Below are 17,354 nucleotides of genomic sequence, written 5' to 3'. Positions count from 1 at the left end.
GACCATCGGGCCGCGACCGGACCCGGCGCGTGATGGAGATCTGAGGACCCTGAGGAAGGACTGAGCCTCAGGGGTCAGCCCAACCCGAAACGTTCGGCGTGGATCTGAGCGTTCGGCACGCCGATGGCCCGGACGCTGTCGACCACAGCGGTGGTCATCGCCGGCGGCCCGCAGACGAACACCTCGCGTTCGGTGATGTCCGGCACCCGGGCGAGCAGGTTCTCCGGGTCGAACGGCCGGTTCGGCGGCGACCCGGACCCGGTGCGCCCGGTCAGCACGTGCAGCTGCGCACCCTGCGCGGCGGCCAGCCCCTGCAGCTCGCCGAGGAGCACCGCGTCGGTTTCCCTGGCCGCCCGGTAGAGGACCACCGTCGAACCGCCCGACTCCTCCAGCAGCGCCCGGATCGGGGTGACCCCGACGCCACCGGCGATCAGCAGGGTCTTGTCCAGTTTGCGGTGCAGGTTGGTGAACGCGCCGTACGGTCCCTCGATGAAGACCCGGTTGCCGACCTTCAGGTGCCGCAGCCCGGCGCTGGTCTTGCCGGCGGCCTTCGCGGTCAGCCGCAGGGAACGCCCGTCGGGTGCCGCCGACAGCGAGAACGGGTTCGCCTGCCACCAGCGGTTGTGACCGGGGAACCGCCAGATGCAGAACTGCCCGGCGCGCGACGGCAGCCGGTCCAGATGGCGGCCGGTGACGTACACCGACGTCACATTGTCGGCCTCGGGCACCACGGCGGCGACCCGGAACTGGTGGTACGCGTTGCGCCACAGCGGCACGGCGACCCGGTTGACGATCAGCGACCCGATCACCAGCGCCCACAGCGTCCACCAGTAGATGTTGGCCGGGGCCGAGTCAAAGGTGGTCGTCTCCATGAACTGGTGCACCAGGCCGGCCAGCAGTGCGAGGTAGATCAGCACGTGCAGGCTGTGCCAGGCCTCGTACGGCAGGCGGCGTCGGGCGTACCGGATGGAGGCCCCGACCACGACGATCATGATGCCGGCGGCGATCATCCCGAGCAGCGAGGCGGTCACCCCGGCCAGGCTCAGGAACGTCTCGCCGAAGCCCATGTCGTACAGGGTGGCGTAGCCGGCGATCACGAACACGGCGTGCAGCATCACGGTCCAGAACAGACCGAACCCGATCCACCGGTGCCAGGCGGTGAGCCGGTCCATCCCGAGCCGCCGGTCCAGCCAGGGAATCCGGGCCACCAGGGTCAGCTGCAGCATCATGATCATGGCGGCGTGCAGGCCGAAGAACTTCGCGACGGTCAGCACCGGGTGCTTGCCCTGGCCGTACGCGAAGAACGCCACTTCGAGGATCAACAGGTTGGCCGCCAGCACACCCCACAGGGTCCAGCGGGCCAGGGTCATCGGGGGGATGCCGGTCGGAGGGGTCGGGGTGGGGGTGGCCTCCATCGCGTCTCGCACGCGATTGGGATCGCCGTACAGCCGGCTCACTGCCTTGCTCCCTGCTATCAGTTATTTCGATCGAATTCTGGGAAGGGTGCCCCGCCGCCGGCGCTGGTGGCAACCGGCGGACGTTCGGGTCCGGTTCGATCATGAAGCAGGCATGCCCCGCCACGCTTGGCGGAGATCTGAGGATTTTCTGAGGATCCGCGTGCCGGGGGCACGGGCACCACTCAGAGCCGACGGGTACGGCTCAGAGCAGCTCGTGGCGTACCACGTTCTCCTCCCGGCCGGGACCGACGCCGACCACACTGACCCGGGCCCGGCACAGCTCCTCGATCCGGGCGATGTAGCGCCGGGCGTTGACCGGCAGCTCCGCCTCGGTGCGGGCCGCGGTGATGTCCTCCCACCAGCCGTCGTGCTCCTCGTAGATCGGCGTGGCGTGGTGGAAGCCGGTCTGGGTCATCGGCATGTCGTCGAACCGCTCGCCGTCGATCTCGTAGCCGACGCAGATCGGCACCTTCGCCAGCCCGGTCAGCACGTCGAGCTTGGTGACGACCAGGTCGGTGATGCCGTTGAGCCGTACGGCGTACCGGCCGACGACCGCGTCGAACCAGCCACAGCGGCGCTCCCGACCGGTGGTGGTGCCGTACTCGGCTCCGATCTTGCGCAGATGGTCACCGGCGGCGTCGAACAGCTCGGTCGGGAACGGCCCGGAGCCGACCCGGGTGGTGTACGCCTTGGTCACCCCGATCACCTTGGTGATCGCGGTCGGCGGGATGCCGGTGCCCACACAGGCCCCGCCCGACGTGGGGTTGGACGAGGTCACGAACGGGTAGGTGCCGTGGTCCATGTCGAGCATGGTGGCCTGCGCGCCCTCCAGCAGCACCGTGTCGCCCCGGTCAAGGGCGTCCCAGAGGATCGCCCGGGTCTCGGCGATGTGCGGACGCAGCCGCTGCGCGTACGCCAGGTACTCCTCGACCACCGCGTCCAGGTCCAGCGCCTTGCGGTTGTAGACCTTGAACAGAATCTGGTTCTTCTCCCGCAGCGCCAGCTCCAGCTTCTTGCGCAGGATGCCGGGGTCGAGCAGATCCTGCACCCGGATGCCCATCCGGGCCACCTTGTCGCCGTACGCCGGCCCGATGCCGCGCCCGGTGGTGCCGATCCGCGACGATCCGAGGTAGCGCTCGACCACCCGGTCCAGCGCCCGGTGGTGCGGCATGATCAGGTGCGCGTCACCGGAGATCCGCAGCCGGGAGACGTCCACGCCGCGTTCGGCGAGGCCGTCGATCTCGGTCAGCAGGACCTTCGGGTCGACCACCACCCCGTTGCCGATGATGATCATCGCGTTCGGGGAGAGCGCACCGGACGGCATCAGGTGCAGGGCGTACTTCTGCCCGTCCGGCGTGATCACGGTGTGCCCGGCGTTGTTGCCGCCGGAGAACCGCACCACGTAGTGGACCCGCTCGCCAAGCAGGTCGGTAACCTTGCCCTTGCCCTCGTCACCCCATTGCGCGCCGAGCAGCACGATCGCTGGCATCTTGTGTAACCCGCCTCCATGGGGCTCGGGTGCCAGGTGGCGACCGCGTGGCAAGCCCGAGGAGTCAGGCTAACAAGGGTCACGAACCTGGTGGACGTGGCCGCAGAGATCGGCGGAAGGCGGCGACGGTGTACGACGTGGTGCTGCTGACACTCGGCAGCCAGCCGGACGCGGGCTGCGACGGCGGCTGCGGTGTCAGCTGTGGCACGGCACTCACCCGGGCGAAGCCCGACTGCGCCGAACCGGTCCGGGTGCCGGTGCTGACCTGCCGGGACGCGCTGGTCGCCGCCGGCGCCCGGGTCGAGACGGTGACGGCGCGGTCGGACCGGGAGATCGACGACGTCCTCGCCCGGCTGGACGGCCCGGCCCGGCCGGACGGTCTGACCTGGCCCGACGACGACGGCAAGACCCGGCTGATCGTCGCCACGGCCGCCGACGGGCAGCTGCGGGCGGTGCTGCGCCGGATGGTACGCCGCTACGCGCCGCCGCCGAGCCGGCGACCCGCCGACCTGGCCGACTCCCGGACCCTGCCGGACCTGCCGGCGATCGGGGTGCTGCCACTCGACCCCGGCGGTTCTGCCGACTCCCGGCGGTCGACGGCAACCGGTACCCCGGCCGACGACGCCCCGCCAGCCGACCTGGCCGGCCGGCTCGGCCTGCCCCGGGAGCCGGCCGCGGTCGCCGCCGCGGTCCTCGGCGGTCGGCAGCGCCGGCTGGACCTGCTGCGGACCGACAGTGGTTCGGTGACCCTGGACGGCGCGCTGCTGGGCGCCGCCGACGAGCACGATCACCCGCTACCCTGGCGCGGACGGATCGAGGTCGATGACGCCGTGCTGAGCGCGGGCGACGACCCGCTGTTGGCCTGCGTGGTGGCGAACGCCGACGGGTACGCCCGGCTGGCGGAGGTGGAGCTGGTGACCCGGGCGGACCCGGCGGACGGGGTGCTGGAGGTGGCGGTGGCGGTACCGGTGAAGACCAGGTCGTGGTGGCGCGGCGAGCGGGTACGCATCGAGATCCGCCGGGCCCGTGGTCGCGCGACGGCGGTCACCCCGCGCGACGGCGAACTGCCGTTTCTGGACGACGGCGTGGTGGGCGGCTTGACCCGGAAACGCTCCTGGTGGGTGGAACCAGGCGGCTGGGCCGTGTACACATACTGACCTGGTATGCGACGCTAAGTAGCGACTGACCTGCACATCCTCGGGTTGTCCACGGGGGGCGAGGGGGAGGTACGCAGTGCACGACAACACCGATCCGGGGCGGTCGACCGGCACCGACGGAGGTCAGGTGGAGGAGCCGTTCTGGCCGCCGGACGAAGTAGTGGCAACTCCCCGCAGCGATCAGACCATCGCCGTACCGGTCATTCCGACGGTGACGTCCGGAGCCGAGGTCCGGCCCGGCAACGGCAGGACGGCCGGCAACGGTCGGTTACCCGCCGACCGTGATCCGGAACTGCCGCATTCGCCCGCGTCGCCGTGGGCGCAGCCCCCCAGCAGATTGACCAGCCGCTCGACGGGTGCCGCTGGCACCAGCGGCGATGCTGGTCCGCCCGGCGCTGTGCCGCCGGCTCCCCGGCGGTCACCGGAGCAGCCCGTACCGCTGGCGGAGGCGCCCGTACCGCTACCGCTCACGGAGCAGCCCGTACCGCCGGCGGACGCGGCCACGCCCACGTCGGAGGCTGCCGGCCGGCCGCACCCGACGCCGCCTCGGCCCGGCCCGACCCACCCCCGCCAGCCACATCCCGGTCCCAGCCGGCCCGCCCCACCACCCGGTCAGACACCGACGCCGCCCCCGCTGCCGCCGACCGGTCCCGGCCGACCGGGCGAGCCTCAGGAAGAGGCGACGGAACCCATGCCGGGCCAGCCCGCCGACCCGTGGGCCCCGCCGGCCGCCGGCCCGATGGCGACATCGCCTGCTGTGTCGGCGCCCACGGCGACGCCCGGCTGGGACGAGACGCCCGGCTGGGACGACTGGACTCCGACGGACGGCGGGGCCTGGTCACCGCCACCGCCGGCGGCACCGGCGTACCAGCAGGTGAGTCCGGGCGTGACCGAACTGCCCCGACAGCCGTACCAGGAAGCGCCCGGGGTGCACCGGATGCCATCGTCTCCCGGGCCGGGCTCGCCGGGGCCGGGCTCGCCGGAGCCGGGCTCGCCGGGGCCGGACGCTCCGGGGCCGCCGCCACGGTCGGCAATGTTCGACTCGGGCTACCCGGTGCCGCCCGCGGTGCTCGGCGCGGTGCAGCAGGGTCCCACTCAACAGGGCCCCGCGTACCAGGATCCCGGGCAGCAGCCGGCCGTGCCGGCGCACCAGCAGGCGAGCATGCCGGCCAGCGGCAGCCAGCTGCCGGCGGGCTGGACACCCGAGTCGTTCGTGCCGACCGCCGAGGAGTTCGCCCTGCGTCGGGCGGCGAAACCGGCCGACCCGGTCGCCACGATGGGGGTCCGGGCCGCGCTCAACCGGACCACGCTGGGCCTGGTCAAGCTGCCGCCGGGGCAGCACGAGCAGGAGATCCGGCGGGACGTCGAGATGGTGCGCCGCAACTTCGGTGGGCTGCGCCAGGTCACCGTGGTCAATCCGAAGGGCGGTGCCGGCAAGACCGTCGCCATCCTGATGCTGGCCATGACGTTCGGGCAGAAGCGCGGCGGCTACGTGCTGGCCTGGGACAACAACGAGACCCAGGGCACCCTCGGCATGCGCGCCCAGCAGGACTTCCACTCCCGTACGGTCCGGGACATGCTGCGCGACCTGCGCCTGTTCCAAGGGTCACACGGCCGGGTCGGCGACCTGTCGCAGTACGTGCGGGCGCAGGGCGAGGGCATGTTCGACGTGCTCGCGTCGGACGAGTCGGCCACCGCCGGCGAGATGCTGACCGCCGCCGCGTTCGCCGAGATCCGTGAGGTGGTCAGCCGGTTCTACAAGTTGATCTTTGTGGACACCGGGAACAACGTACGGGCACAGAACTGGCAGGCGGCGATCGACGCCACCGACCAGCTCGTGGTGACCATGTCGGCGCGCAACGACTCCGCCGAGCCGGCCGCCCGGATGCTCGACCACCTGGAGCAGACCGGCCGGCAGCGGCTGGTCCGCCAAGCGGTCACCGTCATCTCCATGCCGCCGTCCCGCCGGGAGATCGACCTGGCACCGATCCACCGGCACTTCGCCGCCCGCACCCGTACGGTGCTGCTGGCACCTTACGAGCGGATCATCGACAGCGGGGAACCGATCCGGTACGGGCAGTTGTCCGCGACGTTCCGGCAGGCGTGGCTGAAGATCGCCTCGGCGGTGGCCGAAGGGCTCTGAGCCGTCAACTGCTGGCGAGAGCGTCCCCGGCGGCCGGGTCGCAGTCCCGCAGGAACTGCGCGCACCGGGCGGCCTCGTCGCTCTCCCCGATCTCCCCGGCCGCCCGGGACAGCAGATGCAGGCAGGCCAGGAAACCCCGGTTCGGCCGGTGCGACCAGGGCACCGGGCCGTGCCCCTTCCAGCCGCTGCGGCGCAGCTGGTCCAGGCCCCGGTGGTAGCCGGTGCGAGCGTAGGCGTACGCGGCGACGACCTCCCCCTTGGTGAACGCACGCTGGGCGAGCACCGCCCAGGCCCGACTGTAGGTGGGGTGGCGTCCGGCGGCAGCGGCGTACGCCTCCTCGGTGTCCACCTGGGCAGCCTCGGCGAGTGCCGCCTCGGCCTGCTCGTCGCCGGGCAGCGTGGTGGCCGGCGGTTCGGGCAACAGGTTCTGCATTTTGCCCATTCAACCTGGATTCGCAGCGACATGGTGTCTGAACGGATGAGTCCTTCGTCACGCGTGCGGCGGGTGTGCCGATGCCGGTACTCGACTAGAAATAGAGGTCCGGAGCCTCCCCAGGAACCGGTTTGGGAAGCCCGGTGGCCTCGTGCCACCGGGCTTCGCTGTACGACCGAGCCGTCGTACGACCGGGCTTCGCTGCGCCACGCCACGCCGGTTGCGGCGGTACGGAAAAATGGCCGGATGCCCACGCCACCTCCCGCAGCGCTGTCCGGCGACTACGACTCCACCCCGCACGAGGTGGAGTCCCGCGCCGAGCTCGACCATCATCTGCGCGCCGGCAGCCTGGCCGGGCTGACCGTACAGGGACTGCAGTTCGACGTGCCGCCGGTGCCCGACCTGACCGACATCGACCTCACCGACACGTTGTTCCTGGGCTGTTCGTTCCCGTCGGCGGCGGCAGAAGCGGAGCTGGTGCGCCGGGGCGCACATGTGGTCCCGCCGCTCGCCGGGCGACCGTACCCGAGTCACCCGCCCCGGCTGTACACCCCGGCCGACCTGGCCGCCGGGTTCGCCGAGCACGGCGCCGACGGAATGTACGACAACCTGGTCTACCGGCATTTCCGCCGGCACGGCGGCGCCCAGCCGCAGATCCGCGAGGCGCTGGCCCAGCGGCTGCACGACCACGGCATCGACAACGCGCTCGCCGACGCCACCCGGACCTGGATCGACCGGTACGGGCCGGCCTCGGTGATCGGGGTGATGGGCGGGCACGCGGTGCCGCGCGGCACCTCCGCGTACCGGCTGGCCGCCACGCTCGGCTGGGAGCTGGCCCGGGCCGGCCGGCTGGTGGTCACCGGCGGCGGGCCGGGCGTGATGGAGGCGGCGAACCTCGGCGCGTACCTGAGCAGCCGCGACGCCGAGGAGCTGACCGACGCCATCGACCTGCTGGCCGGCGCGCCGGACTACGCCGACCAGCAGCCGTACACCGCCGCGGCGCTGGCGGTCCGCGACCGGTACCCGGTCGACGCGGCGGTGTCCAACGACAGCGACTCCGGCTGGGCGCGGGTTGGCGGGCTCGCCATCCCCACCTGGCTGTACGGGCACGAACCGGCCAACCTGTTCGCCGGCCGGATCGCCAAGTACTTCTGCAACGCCGTCCGGGAGGACACCATCCTGCGGCTGACCCGGGGCGGCATCGTGTTCGCGCCGGGCCGGGCCGGCACCGTGCAGGAGGTGTTCCAGGCGGCCACGAAGACGTTCTACGGCACCGACGGGGCCAGCGGCCCGTACGTCTTCCTGGACCGCGCCTTCTGGAGCCAGACCCTGCCGGTCGAGGCGCTGCTGGCGCCGCTGCTGGCGCTGTCCCCGGCCGGCGACCTGTCCCCGCTGGTCCGGCTCACCGACGACGTGCACGAGGCGGTCGCGCTGCTCACCGCCGCCGCGCTGCCGCCGGTAGTGCCGGCCCAGTCACGGAGCTGACCTCGGCTCGGCAGGACGATCGACTATCCGGCGGTCGGTCCCATTCATTGCATAACGTCCGTCAGCCGTGGTTCATGTCTGCTGAGCTGACCGTGGCCAACCGTGGGCGGAATGCCGTGTTCGGCTCGCCGTCTGCCCGTAGGTCGGTGGTGGCAGAGTGCTGCCGAGGATTGCTTCGGTTGCGGCGTGGGCGAGGGTGGCCTGGGTGGTGGCGGGTAGTCCGATCCGATTCCAGTGGAAGATCACGTGTTCGGTGATGACCGCGCGTAGCCCGCGGGTGAGTGTGCCGGTGGCGCGTAGGCCGCCGAGGGTGGTGCCGGCGTCTGCGAAGGCGGTGTGCCAGTCGCACGGGTGGTGGGGGTTGCCGAGTAGTAGGTGGCGGATCTTGTCGGTGAACGACGTCCAGGTGACGGGGTTGGTGCGGGTGGCGGGGTGGGGGTGGTCGGGGCGGTGTTGGGCGGCGCTGGCCCAGACGTCGGCTTGTTCGTTGAGGTCGAGTCCGGCGGCGCGCATCAGTGCGGTGGTGAGGATGAGTGAGTGTTCGCGTCGGTTGGTGGGCCGGTCGTGGAGGTAGGTGAGGAGGTGGTGGCTGTCGTGGTGGAACAGGGTGTGGGCGGTGTCCATCGCTGCGGGGCCGCCGAAGGTGTGGGTTTCGGGTTCGTAGATGTCGTGGATCCAGGGGACGTTCTGGGTGAGGAGACGGTGTAGGGGGTCGGGGTGGTCGGTGGGTGTGGTGGGCAGGTAGCGGATACGCCAGGGTCCTTTGCGGATGAACCACCATGCGGTGATGAGGCCGGCGGTTTCGGCGGCGGGCAGCACGCTGCGGAGGTGGGGTACGGCGTTGTGTTCGCGTTCGTGGCGGCTGCGGCCGGGGTAGTCGATGGTCACCTGTTTCCAGGCTGTGTCCATGGCGGGCCTTTCATCAGTTCAGGAGGAGGCAGGCGTCCCACCCGGTCGTGGTGGTGGTTGCGGTGGCGAGCTGGGTGCCGGTGGTGCCGTCGAGAAGTCCGGCGGGTTCGTCGGCGGTGGTGGAGCTGGTGGTGTGCTGGTGCAGGCGGGTCAGCGGCGTGACGGGTGTCGGGGTGAGTGCGTCGGCGGCGATGCGCCGGCCGGTGGCGAGGAGGCCGCCGGTGCCGTGGCAGAGGCTGCGGTCGGTGAGTCGGCGGGTCTGCGCGGGGTCGGTCACGCAGGTGGTGAAGGCGGTGTCGGCGAGGTGCCGTCGGGTGGTGTCGTGCAGGGCGATGCCGGCGAGTTGCTGGGCGCGGGCGATGCCGGGGGTGCCGTAGCACCAGGAGGGTCGCAACGGTTGTCGCTGGGCTGGTGTGCCTCGGTGCAGGTCGTCGAGGGTGAGGGTTTGCGGCCACCAGGTGGCGCTGTCGGTGTGTTGCTGCCACCGGTCCAGCCACCGGCAGATTCGGGTGATCGCGGTGGTGTGTCCGTTGACGCTGATGCCGTCGCGGTGGGTGAGGGCGAGTAGGGCGAGGGGTCCAGTGATGCCGTGGGCGAGGCCGTGGTTCGCGTGACCGCCGGGTGGTGGCGGCTGGTGGCGGTCGGGTCCGTTGTGGCACCACCAGCCGGGGAGGTCGTCGACGGGTTCGGTGAGGCGGACCAGGTAGTCGAGGACGTGTCGGAGCCGTTCGTGGTCGCCGAGGCGGCGCAGGGCGACGCCGAGGCCGGTCAGGCCACGGATGAGGTCGTACTCGGCGTAATGCGGCCGGCGGCGGGAGTCGATGCGGCGGTGGGCGGTGTCGAGGCGTCGGCGGGTGACGGTGGCGGTGCCGGTCGCGGCGATGGTTCGGGCTCGCGCGAGCCGGGGGTGGTCGGTGGTGGCGAGGACGAAGGCGAGGGCGGGTGCGCCGTGGAAGAGGCTGGCGCCGTCGGCGATGCTGACGCCGTCGGCGGTGGCTTCCCGTAGGGCGGCGTACGCGGCCGGCCAGTCGCCGGTTTCCTGGTGCAGCAGGGCTGCCCCGGCCGCGCCGTCGGCGAGGGACTGCCCGGCGCTCATGAGGTCGCCTGGTGGGTGCGGGCGACGGCGCGGGCCAGCCGCAGGCAGTGCCGTTCGGAGGCGGTGTCGACGCCGATCATGCGGGCGTGGTGCAGGTGCAGCAGGTCAGCCAGTACCTGGTCGAGGTCGAGGCCGTCGGTATGGGCGAGGTCCCGGTAGGCGACCAGGGCGGCCGCGCGGTCATCGTCGTGGTGTGGAGTGCGGGCGAGGTCGAGTTGGGTGGGGTCGAGTCGCGGACCGCTGCGGTGCGGGACGTGGTCGGTGAGCCAGCGTGGTCCGTCGCCGGTGAACGCGTCGGCGATGGCGGTCATGCCGGCGGCGGTGGCGGCCCGACGGTCGCCAGTCAACTGCCGTAGCGCGGTGCGGGAGTCAGCGGCGAACACCGCCTCGGCGGCGGCGAGCGTGGGTCCGGTGCCGTGGCGGGTCTCGGGCCGGTAGGTGTGCAGGCTGTGGTCGTGCATGACACGGTCGTGTTCCAGCCGGTGTGTCCACTCGGCGAGGCGCCCGGCGACGTCGGCGAAGCTCGCGGAGTCGGGTAGTGGGATGCGTAGCCGCAGGTGGGGTTCGGGGTCGGGGTAGCGCAGGAACCACCAGCCCACCGGCAGGACGGGTGCGGTCTGTCGGGTGAGGTCGGTGAGGATGTCGTCGAGCCGCCCGTACAGCCGGGTTTCCAGCCACGGCGACGACGGTCCGGGCCGGTGCGACACGGAGGTCACGGCCCGGACCTGCCGGGCGCGCCGGGTAGGGCGGGTGGCTGGTGGGGTGTCGGTGAGGGTGAGCAGGATTTCGGCGGGCCGGTCGTCGATCCAGCCGGCCGGGCCGGGCGCTTCGGTGACGACGGTACGGGGATGTCGGTCGAGGTGGCGGCGCAGCACGACGAGGTGGGTGTCGTCGTCGAGGTTCAGGCGCAGCCGCACGTCATCGCCGCAGCCGAGCAGGATCTCGGCCGGGAGCTGGTGGTGGTCGCGGTGCCGCTGCCAGGCGTCGCGCCACACCTGCCAGGATCCACTGGGTGGGAGGGCGTGCCGGTCGATGATCCAGCGGGCGGGGTGCAGCACACTGCGGCCGCGTCGCATCCGGGGCAGGAACGGCAGATCGTGTGACTGTCCCCAGTCGAACCTGCCGCAGGGTGCCGTCCACGCCGTCGAGATCTCGGTCAGGAACCGCGTCAACGGCTGCTGCAGATCGGGCAGCAGCACGCTGTTGAACAGCAGCGGCTCGACCGGCCGGCCGGTGCTGGCAGATTCCAGCCACAGCCGGCGGCCGTCGCCGGCAACGGCGAGATCCGCGACCGTGTACGGCGGGTCGGGGTGGAAGTCCCCGACGGGCAGGACGGGCAGCAGCTCCGGTGTCCGGGCGAGCGGGGTCAGACGCGGGTCCAGCGGCGGACCGGACAGCTGCACCGCGTCCGCGTCGGGCAGCAGGGTCGGCAGACTCCGGTAGACCTGCTGGAACGACGCCAGCTCGCCGGGGGTGAGCAGGTGCAGGAACCGGCCGGCGGACACCCCGGCGTGGCGGGCGCCGCTGGCCACCGTCAACGTGAACCTGCCCTGGTCCAGGTCCCGTAAAGTCGCGGCCGCGAGCGTGAACCGCAGCTCCGTGTGCGGCGTCGGCGGCCGGTCGTCGTCTCCCCGTAGCCGGCCGACCAGGTCGTCGTCGAGGACGACCTCCGCCCGCCCGCCGACCGCCGACTGCTGCGCCAGGTGCGCGAGCAGCCGGTCACGGGCCGAGAACCCCGCCGGCGCCCGGCGGGTCGACCCCCGGTAGCCGGCAGGGAAACCCAGCACGGTCACCACGTCCCGCAGCGGCACCGCCGCGCCCGGACCCCACCGCTGGATGAACGCGCCGTGGTACTCCACCCACCCGGACGCGGGCGGCGCCACCGCCGCCAACGTCGCCGCCGCCTCACCCGCCTCCCGCAGGACCGCCTCGGGCAGCGTCACCGGCACGTCCAGACGCACATCGGCCGAGACCCGTCCGCCGGGGTCGGGTACCGCGACGTGGCGGGCCAGGTGGGCCACCGGGTCGGTGACCGTCATCGCCGGCCGCAGCTCCGACAGCAGCACCCCCGACCGGACAAGTGTGGCCAGCATCCGCTCGGCCGCGCCCACCCCGGCCGGCGACGGACCGCCGATCCGCTCCGCCAACACCGTGAACGCGATCGGGCGGGCGGCGGCGTCGATCGCCGCCCGCACCGGCCCGGTCAACCCGATCTCGACGTCCCGCCTGCGGTCACCGTCGGCGTGCGCGCATGGCACCACCCACACCCCGCCACGCCGGTACCCCACCGTGTTCGTCACCACCGTGACACCCCGCAGGACGGCCACGTCCTGCTCCGCGCGGGCGGTGACCTCAGCGACGAACTCCCCGTCCGGGCGCACGACCACCCGATGCTCCCCACCCCACCGCACAGCGGCGTGGGCGCCGAACTCGACCGGCGCCACCCCGGCGAAGACACCGAACGGCGTCGCCCGCGTCGTCCATCGCAGCAGATACCGCACGACCGTCTCGACCAGGCGACGCCACCGGCGATCCGACATCGGCTCGCCGGCCACCGCACGGCCGACCCGTTCGGCGAGCTCCGGCGCGGCGCAGGCGACCGCCGCCGCGAACCCCGGCAACGCCCACACCTGCGTCAGCCACCCCTGCCACAGCTCCGGCTGCTCTGAAGTCAGGTCGGGCCAGCTCGGCACTGTCAGTCCGTCCGGGTAGGCGGCGGCTCTGACCAGGGCCGCACCCGCCGCAGGAACCATGACACACCACCGGGAGGGAAGGGGGCCCGGCGTCCGCGTGGACGCCGGGCCCGAACGGCGTCGAATCCGAACTACTTGCCGCCGCCGGAGCAGGCGTTCGACCCGGTGTTACCCGAGCCGCAGTTGTCGTCGGTGTTGGTCGCGTACCCGCCCGCTGCGGGGCCGGCGTCGACCAGGGTGATGTCCAGGTCGAACTCCTCGATTTCCGTGGTCTCCATGCGCGTTTCCCTTCTCATGCGGGGTTGAAGGTGAGGACGACACGGCTGTGCCGCTTGTCCAGCACCGTCCCGGCCGGCAGGTCACCGTCGGGAGTAGCCGCGGGCAGCACCTGCAACGCCGGGGACGGCTCGCCGCCGTCCACCCAGTCGCGCATGTGCGCCACCATCCGCTCCGCCGCCGCGGCGGCGTCCGACCCGTGCGCGCACGCACCCACATCGAACCGGTCACCGGTCCAGGCGAGCGCCGACCGGTAGGAGAAGGTGCCCTCGTGCAGCGCGGCCGGCGTGCCGAACCGCCACGCGGGCGCCACCACGCCCGCGTCGACCGCTTCCTGCTGCGCCGACAGCACCACGAACTGATCCACCTCAGCGGACAGACGCACCGCCAGCCACAGATCCAGATCCGCCAGCACGGTACGGGGCGGCAGACTCATCCCGGCCCACACCTGCTCATGCGGCTGCGACAACAACCCCGCGACCGACTCCACCGTGATCTGCTCGCCCTCATCCAACCGCAGATGTACCCCGTCGGCGATGTCGACGTAGCGCATCTCGTGCGCCCCGGCACCCTGCATCGCCACGAACCCACACAGCCGCTGACTGTGGCTCACCAGCCGCTCACCGACCCGACGCAACACCCACGACCGGGTCATCCCGAACGTCCGCAGCGGCACCACCAACACGCCGTCCTCGGCGAGCTGCGCGATCCACGACTCCGGGACATCCCACGCCCCCGCCGTCACGATGATCAGGTCGAACCGGCGACGCGGCTCAATCAGCTGCTCGGCGTCGGCGCACACCACCGTCACATCGCCGTAGCCCGCCGCCGCCAAACAGGCCACCGCCCGCTCCGTCACATCCGGATCGATGTCCACAGTCGTCACCGAACCCGACGGACCCACCAGCTCCCGCAGCAGCGACGCGTTGTAGCCACCCGAACCGACCTCCAACACATGCCGACCGAGCAGGCCGCCGTCGAAGGCGTCAGCCGCCTGCCCCAGCATCTCCGCGATCAGCCACGGCGCCGACACCGAACTCACGGTCTCCGCACCCCGCCGCTTCGTGATGACCGCGTTGTCACCCCGATACGCCTCCTCCAACGGCACACCCGGCGTGTACAACTCACGCGGCACCGCCCGCAACGCCGCCTCCACCTCCGGCCGCATCGTCAGACCCTTCGCCACATGATCAGCGACCAACCCATCCACCATCGCCGCCCGCAGACCATCGCTGGTCACCATGTCGACACTCATCCGCTACGCCACTCCCCACCTGTCACGGCCGCCCATCCGGACGACCCGCTCGGTCGGATCGCTGCCCGGTCCTGAACACATCTTCGCGACCACCATCTGAAGCCCCACCGTTCCCAGCAGGTCGCGGTGATCGTGCGCCACAATCCCCAGACGCAGACAAGGCGCTGGATCAACGGTTGGTCGCATCCACTCAACGCCTGAACGGCGATGTCGAACACCCTCGACACGAATCCTCGACAACCTCCGGCCGGCGGCCTCCCGGAATCCACGCATGCGATACCCCCAAGTCCCGAGTCCGTGCGGTCTACCCGGCGCCCATCCACTCGTCTACTCACCGGCCGGTCACGGTGGCTTCGCTCTGCGTTGAACGGTTATCGTGCCCTTTCAACGTTGTGCTATTTCAACGTGTGGTGGAGAGTCGGGGACTTCGTGATCGATCCGCGGCAGGTCCAGGACGTCAAACGGGAGCTCGGTGCCGCGCTCGCTCACCGGCGAAGGTCGCGTGGTCTGACCCAGGCCGATGTCGCCGGGCGGGTGTACAGCACCCGCAGCACCATCGCCGGGGTGGAACGGGGTCAGCAGGTAGCCGACCGGATCTTCTGGCAGCGGTGTGATCAATTCTTGGACGCCGGCGGCGCGCTACTCGCCGGTTACGACGCCTACGTGCGGCTGAAGCAACGGTTCGACCGCGAAAGGGTCGAGGCGAGGCAGCTGGCCCGTTGGGGCGAGACCGATGTCGGTATACAGCCAGCTGCCGGCGACCTCCCAGCGGCGCTACCAGCATCGACCGGCAACGCTCCAGATATCCCGGGGCCGGTGACGGTGTCCGCCCTCGATCCGATTCCCGACCCAGCTGGCGTCGATCCCGCCTTGGCGCTGCACTGGAGTGAACTGCTACGGCTCCTGGCCGCCTCGCACAACGTCTTCGGTTCACGCCAGGTGTACGGCGCTGTCTGCCGAGAGCTGGCCATCGTCCGCCGCTACCGCCGCGAGGCCCCGGACGACCTCACGCCACGTCTTCTGGCAGTGGAGGCGCGATGGGCGGAGTTCGCGTCCTGGACCGCCGACAACCTCGCCGACGTCAACGCGGCCGCCCACTGGCTCGACCACGCACTCACCCTGGCACACCGGGCGGGCGACAAGCGGATGGCAGCCTACGTCGTCATGCGCCAAGCGCAGCAGGCCGTCGACCGCCTCGACGGCACCCAGGCGACGGGACTCGCCGAAACCGCCGAGACACTCGTGCCACTTACCGACCGCGACCGCGCCCTCTGCCTCATCCGCCAGGCCCAGGGACACGCCCTTCGCAACGAACGACTGCGGTCCCTCTCCGCGATCAAGACCGCGCACCAGCTTGTCAGCCGGTCCATGGGCAACACCGCAGATGACCCGGACACCATCGGCCGCCACTGCACCCACGCTTACCTCCGCGCCCATGAGGGTTACTGCCTGCTCCAACTCGGCCACGCCGCTGCGGCGACGGAGACCCTGGAAACGGTCCTTACCGACTGGCCCGGCGACTACCGCCAGGATGAAGCGCTCACCCGGAGCTGGCTCGCCCGGTCCTACGCTGCGACGAACCGGTTGGCCGAGGCGGGTGCCGAAGGCAGCCGCGCCCTGAGATTGGCCGCCGCGACCTCGGCGGCCAGGGCGATGACCTCCTTGAACCAACTCCACGGTCGGCTCGCAGGCGTAACGGGATCCACTGAGGTCGTCGATTTCCGCAATGCCTTTTCCCTCGTCGCGTCAACGACCAGACTGTGATCATGGACTTGATCTCCACCGCGACCACCACGGACGAGGCCAGCCGGGCCGCGAGCGTCGCCGTTCTCCCGGTGGGTAGCTTCGAACAACACGGCGCCCACCTTCCGCTGATCACCGACACCGTCGTGGCCTGCGCGATCGCGAAAGCCGCCGCGACCGCCTACGACCTGCTGCTGCTGCCCCCGGTGACGATCAGCTGCTCGCAGGAACACACCGGATGGCCGGGCACTGTCAGCATTCGCTCCTCCACCCTGACCCAGATCATCACCGACATCGCGCAGTCGCTAGAGCAGGCCGGTGTCGACCGGCTGGTCGTGGTCAACGGCCACGGCGGCAACTACGTGCTATCCAACATCGTCCAAGAGGCCAACACGAGCGGACGGCGCATGGCCCTCTACCCGAGGAGGCAGGACTGGGAAACCGCCCGCCAGCACGCCGGCCTCGACAGCACCAGCCACGACGACATGCACGCCGGTGAGATTGAGACCTCCCTGCTCCTGCACCTGTGCCCCGACCTCGTCCGACCCGGCTACCAGACCGCCGACCACCTCACCGAACGACCCGACCTTCTGGTGCTCGGCATGCGCGGCTACACCCACACCGGCGTCATCGGCGCACCATCCGCCGCCACCGCCACCAAAGGCAAGGCCGTCCTCGACAGCCTGACCACCACCTTCGCCACCAGCCTCGCCATCCTCCAACAGCACACCCGACCCTGACCAGCCACGCCCGCAGCCCGCTACGCCTCGAAGGCCGCCGTAGCGCTCCAGCGCAGAGCCGACCACACAACGACGGACCGCAGTGGGGATGGACTGCCGGGCGCGGCAAGATCATCCTGCGCAACGTCCAACGATCCCGGCCGGTGTCGACCACCCGCCGACCGGCTTCGACGTTCGCCACGGTGCTGCGGGTGCTGTAGACCAGCCGCGCGACGTCCTTCTGCGCGACCCTACGGCACTACCCAGCTCGCTGAGCTCCCGGCCAACGAGTTGACCGCAGCAATGGTGGGAAGCACGATCCGGTGCTCGACTGGGAGTGGAGATGCGTCGGCTAGACGAGTAGTTCCGAAGTGAGGGGTCGATCTCCGGGCATGAGGAGAGGGCATCCAAGATCATGTTGTGACGCAAGACCTGGACACCCTCTTGACCGCACTGTACGTGAAGATCGACGACAGCATCCGCACACCTCGGTGGCGTG

General features: G+C 71.3%; 14 protein-coding genes. 5 read left to right on the top strand and 9 right to left on the bottom strand.

Going from position 1 to position 17,354, the window contains the following annotated elements:
* Positions 1 to 74: 74 nt before the first annotated feature.
* Both ACFHWU_RS23705 and ACFHWU_RS23700 read right to left on the bottom strand, forming a co-directional pair.
* Entirely contained in the window at positions 75 to 1,427 is a 1,353-nt protein-coding gene (locus ACFHWU_RS23705; protein ID WP_416551042.1) for a ferric reductase-like transmembrane domain-containing protein, read from the bottom strand.
* A gap of 232 nt (positions 1,428 to 1,659) precedes the next feature.
* Positions 1,660 to 2,946, bottom strand: a complete 1,287-nt coding sequence (locus ACFHWU_RS23700; protein WP_281552466.1) for an adenylosuccinate synthase — start codon at positions 2,944 to 2,946, stop codon at positions 1,660 to 1,662.
* A gap of 128 nt (positions 2,947 to 3,074) precedes the next feature.
* Between ACFHWU_RS23700 and ACFHWU_RS23695 the strand changes: the two genes are divergently transcribed.
* The gene (locus ACFHWU_RS23695) at positions 3,075 to 4,103 is read left to right on the top strand and encodes a hypothetical protein (protein ID WP_416551041.1); all 1,029 of its coding nucleotides are present in this window, start codon (positions 3,075 to 3,077) and stop codon (positions 4,101 to 4,103) included.
* 180 nt (positions 4,104 to 4,283) lie between these two features.
* Here ACFHWU_RS23695 and ACFHWU_RS23690 read toward each other — a convergent pair whose 3' ends face one another.
* Positions 4,284 to 4,472 carry a hypothetical protein gene (locus tag ACFHWU_RS23690; protein ID WP_416551110.1) on the bottom strand — a complete coding sequence of 63 codons (189 nt, stop codon included), beginning with the start codon at positions 4,470 to 4,472 and terminating at the stop codon, positions 4,284 to 4,286.
* A 70-nt stretch (positions 4,473 to 4,542) separates the two neighbouring features.
* On the opposite strand from ACFHWU_RS23690, the gene ACFHWU_RS23685 reads away from it, so the two are divergent.
* Positions 4,543 to 6,246: a MinD/ParA family ATP-binding protein gene (locus ACFHWU_RS23685; protein ID WP_416591614.1), complete on the top strand. Its 1,704-nt coding sequence runs from the start codon at positions 4,543 to 4,545 to the stop codon at positions 6,244 to 6,246.
* A gap of 4 nt (positions 6,247 to 6,250) precedes the next feature.
* On the opposite strand, the gene ACFHWU_RS23680 is transcribed toward ACFHWU_RS23685, so the two are convergent.
* Positions 6,251 to 6,679 (bottom strand): DUF3151 domain-containing protein, encoded by a 429-nt coding sequence (locus ACFHWU_RS23680; protein WP_416551040.1) that lies wholly within the window; start codon positions 6,677 to 6,679, stop codon positions 6,251 to 6,253.
* Positions 6,680 to 6,925: 246 nt separating this feature from the next.
* Between ACFHWU_RS23680 and ACFHWU_RS23675 the strand changes: the two genes are divergently transcribed.
* Positions 6,926 to 8,164: an LOG family protein gene (locus ACFHWU_RS23675; RefSeq protein WP_416551039.1), complete on the top strand. Its 1,239-nt coding sequence runs from the start codon at positions 6,926 to 6,928 to the stop codon at positions 8,162 to 8,164.
* A gap of 72 nt (positions 8,165 to 8,236) precedes the next feature.
* Here the strand turns inward: ACFHWU_RS23675 and ACFHWU_RS23670 are convergent, their stop codons facing one another.
* The 5 genes from ACFHWU_RS23670 to fxlM all read right to left on the bottom strand — a co-directional run bounded on the left by ACFHWU_RS23670 (position 8,237) and on the right by fxlM (position 14,393).
* On the bottom strand, positions 8,237 to 9,073 hold the full coding sequence (locus ACFHWU_RS23670; protein WP_416569077.1) for a thiopeptide-type bacteriocin biosynthesis protein: 837 nt from the start codon (positions 9,071 to 9,073) through the stop codon (positions 8,237 to 8,239).
* Between the two features lie 13 nt (positions 9,074 to 9,086).
* A complete protein-coding gene (locus tag ACFHWU_RS23665) occupies positions 9,087 to 10,169 on the bottom strand; it encodes a lanthionine synthetase C family protein (RefSeq protein WP_416569076.1) in 1,083 nt (360 codons plus the stop codon).
* Positions 10,166 to 12,922 carry a lantibiotic dehydratase gene (locus tag ACFHWU_RS23660; RefSeq protein ID WP_416569075.1) on the bottom strand — a complete coding sequence of 919 codons (2,757 nt, stop codon included), beginning with the start codon at positions 12,920 to 12,922 and terminating at the stop codon, positions 10,166 to 10,168. The genes ACFHWU_RS23665 and ACFHWU_RS23660 overlap by 4 nt, the downstream gene beginning before the upstream one ends.
* Before the next feature lie 71 nt (positions 12,923 to 12,993).
* On the bottom strand, positions 12,994 to 13,140 hold the full coding sequence (locus ACFHWU_RS23655) for an FxLD family lanthipeptide (protein ID WP_278110917.1): 147 nt from the start codon (positions 13,138 to 13,140) through the stop codon (positions 12,994 to 12,996).
* A 14-nt stretch (positions 13,141 to 13,154) separates the two neighbouring features.
* Positions 13,155 to 14,393, bottom strand: coding sequence for a methyltransferase, FxLD system (fxlM, locus tag ACFHWU_RS23650; RefSeq protein ID WP_416569074.1), 1,239 nt, complete (start codon positions 14,391 to 14,393; stop codon positions 13,155 to 13,157).
* A gap of 207 nt (positions 14,394 to 14,600) precedes the next feature.
* On the opposite strand from fxlM, the gene ACFHWU_RS23645 reads away from it, so the two are divergent.
* Positions 14,601 to 16,157, top strand: coding sequence for a helix-turn-helix domain-containing protein (locus tag ACFHWU_RS23645; RefSeq protein ID WP_416591604.1), 1,557 nt, complete (start codon positions 14,601 to 14,603; stop codon positions 16,155 to 16,157).
* A 2-nt stretch (positions 16,158 to 16,159) separates the two neighbouring features.
* Positions 16,160 to 16,876: a creatininase family protein gene (locus tag ACFHWU_RS23640; protein WP_416551032.1), complete on the top strand. Its 717-nt coding sequence runs from the start codon at positions 16,160 to 16,162 to the stop codon at positions 16,874 to 16,876.
* The last annotated feature ends 478 nt before the right edge of the window (positions 16,877 to 17,354 follow it).

This window comes from Micromonospora sp. LOL_015 (genome assembly GCF_048060275.1).
Lineage (GTDB): Bacteria > Actinomycetota > Actinomycetes > Mycobacteriales > Micromonosporaceae > Micromonospora_E.
This window is presented reverse-complemented; position numbering and strand designations above follow the sequence as displayed.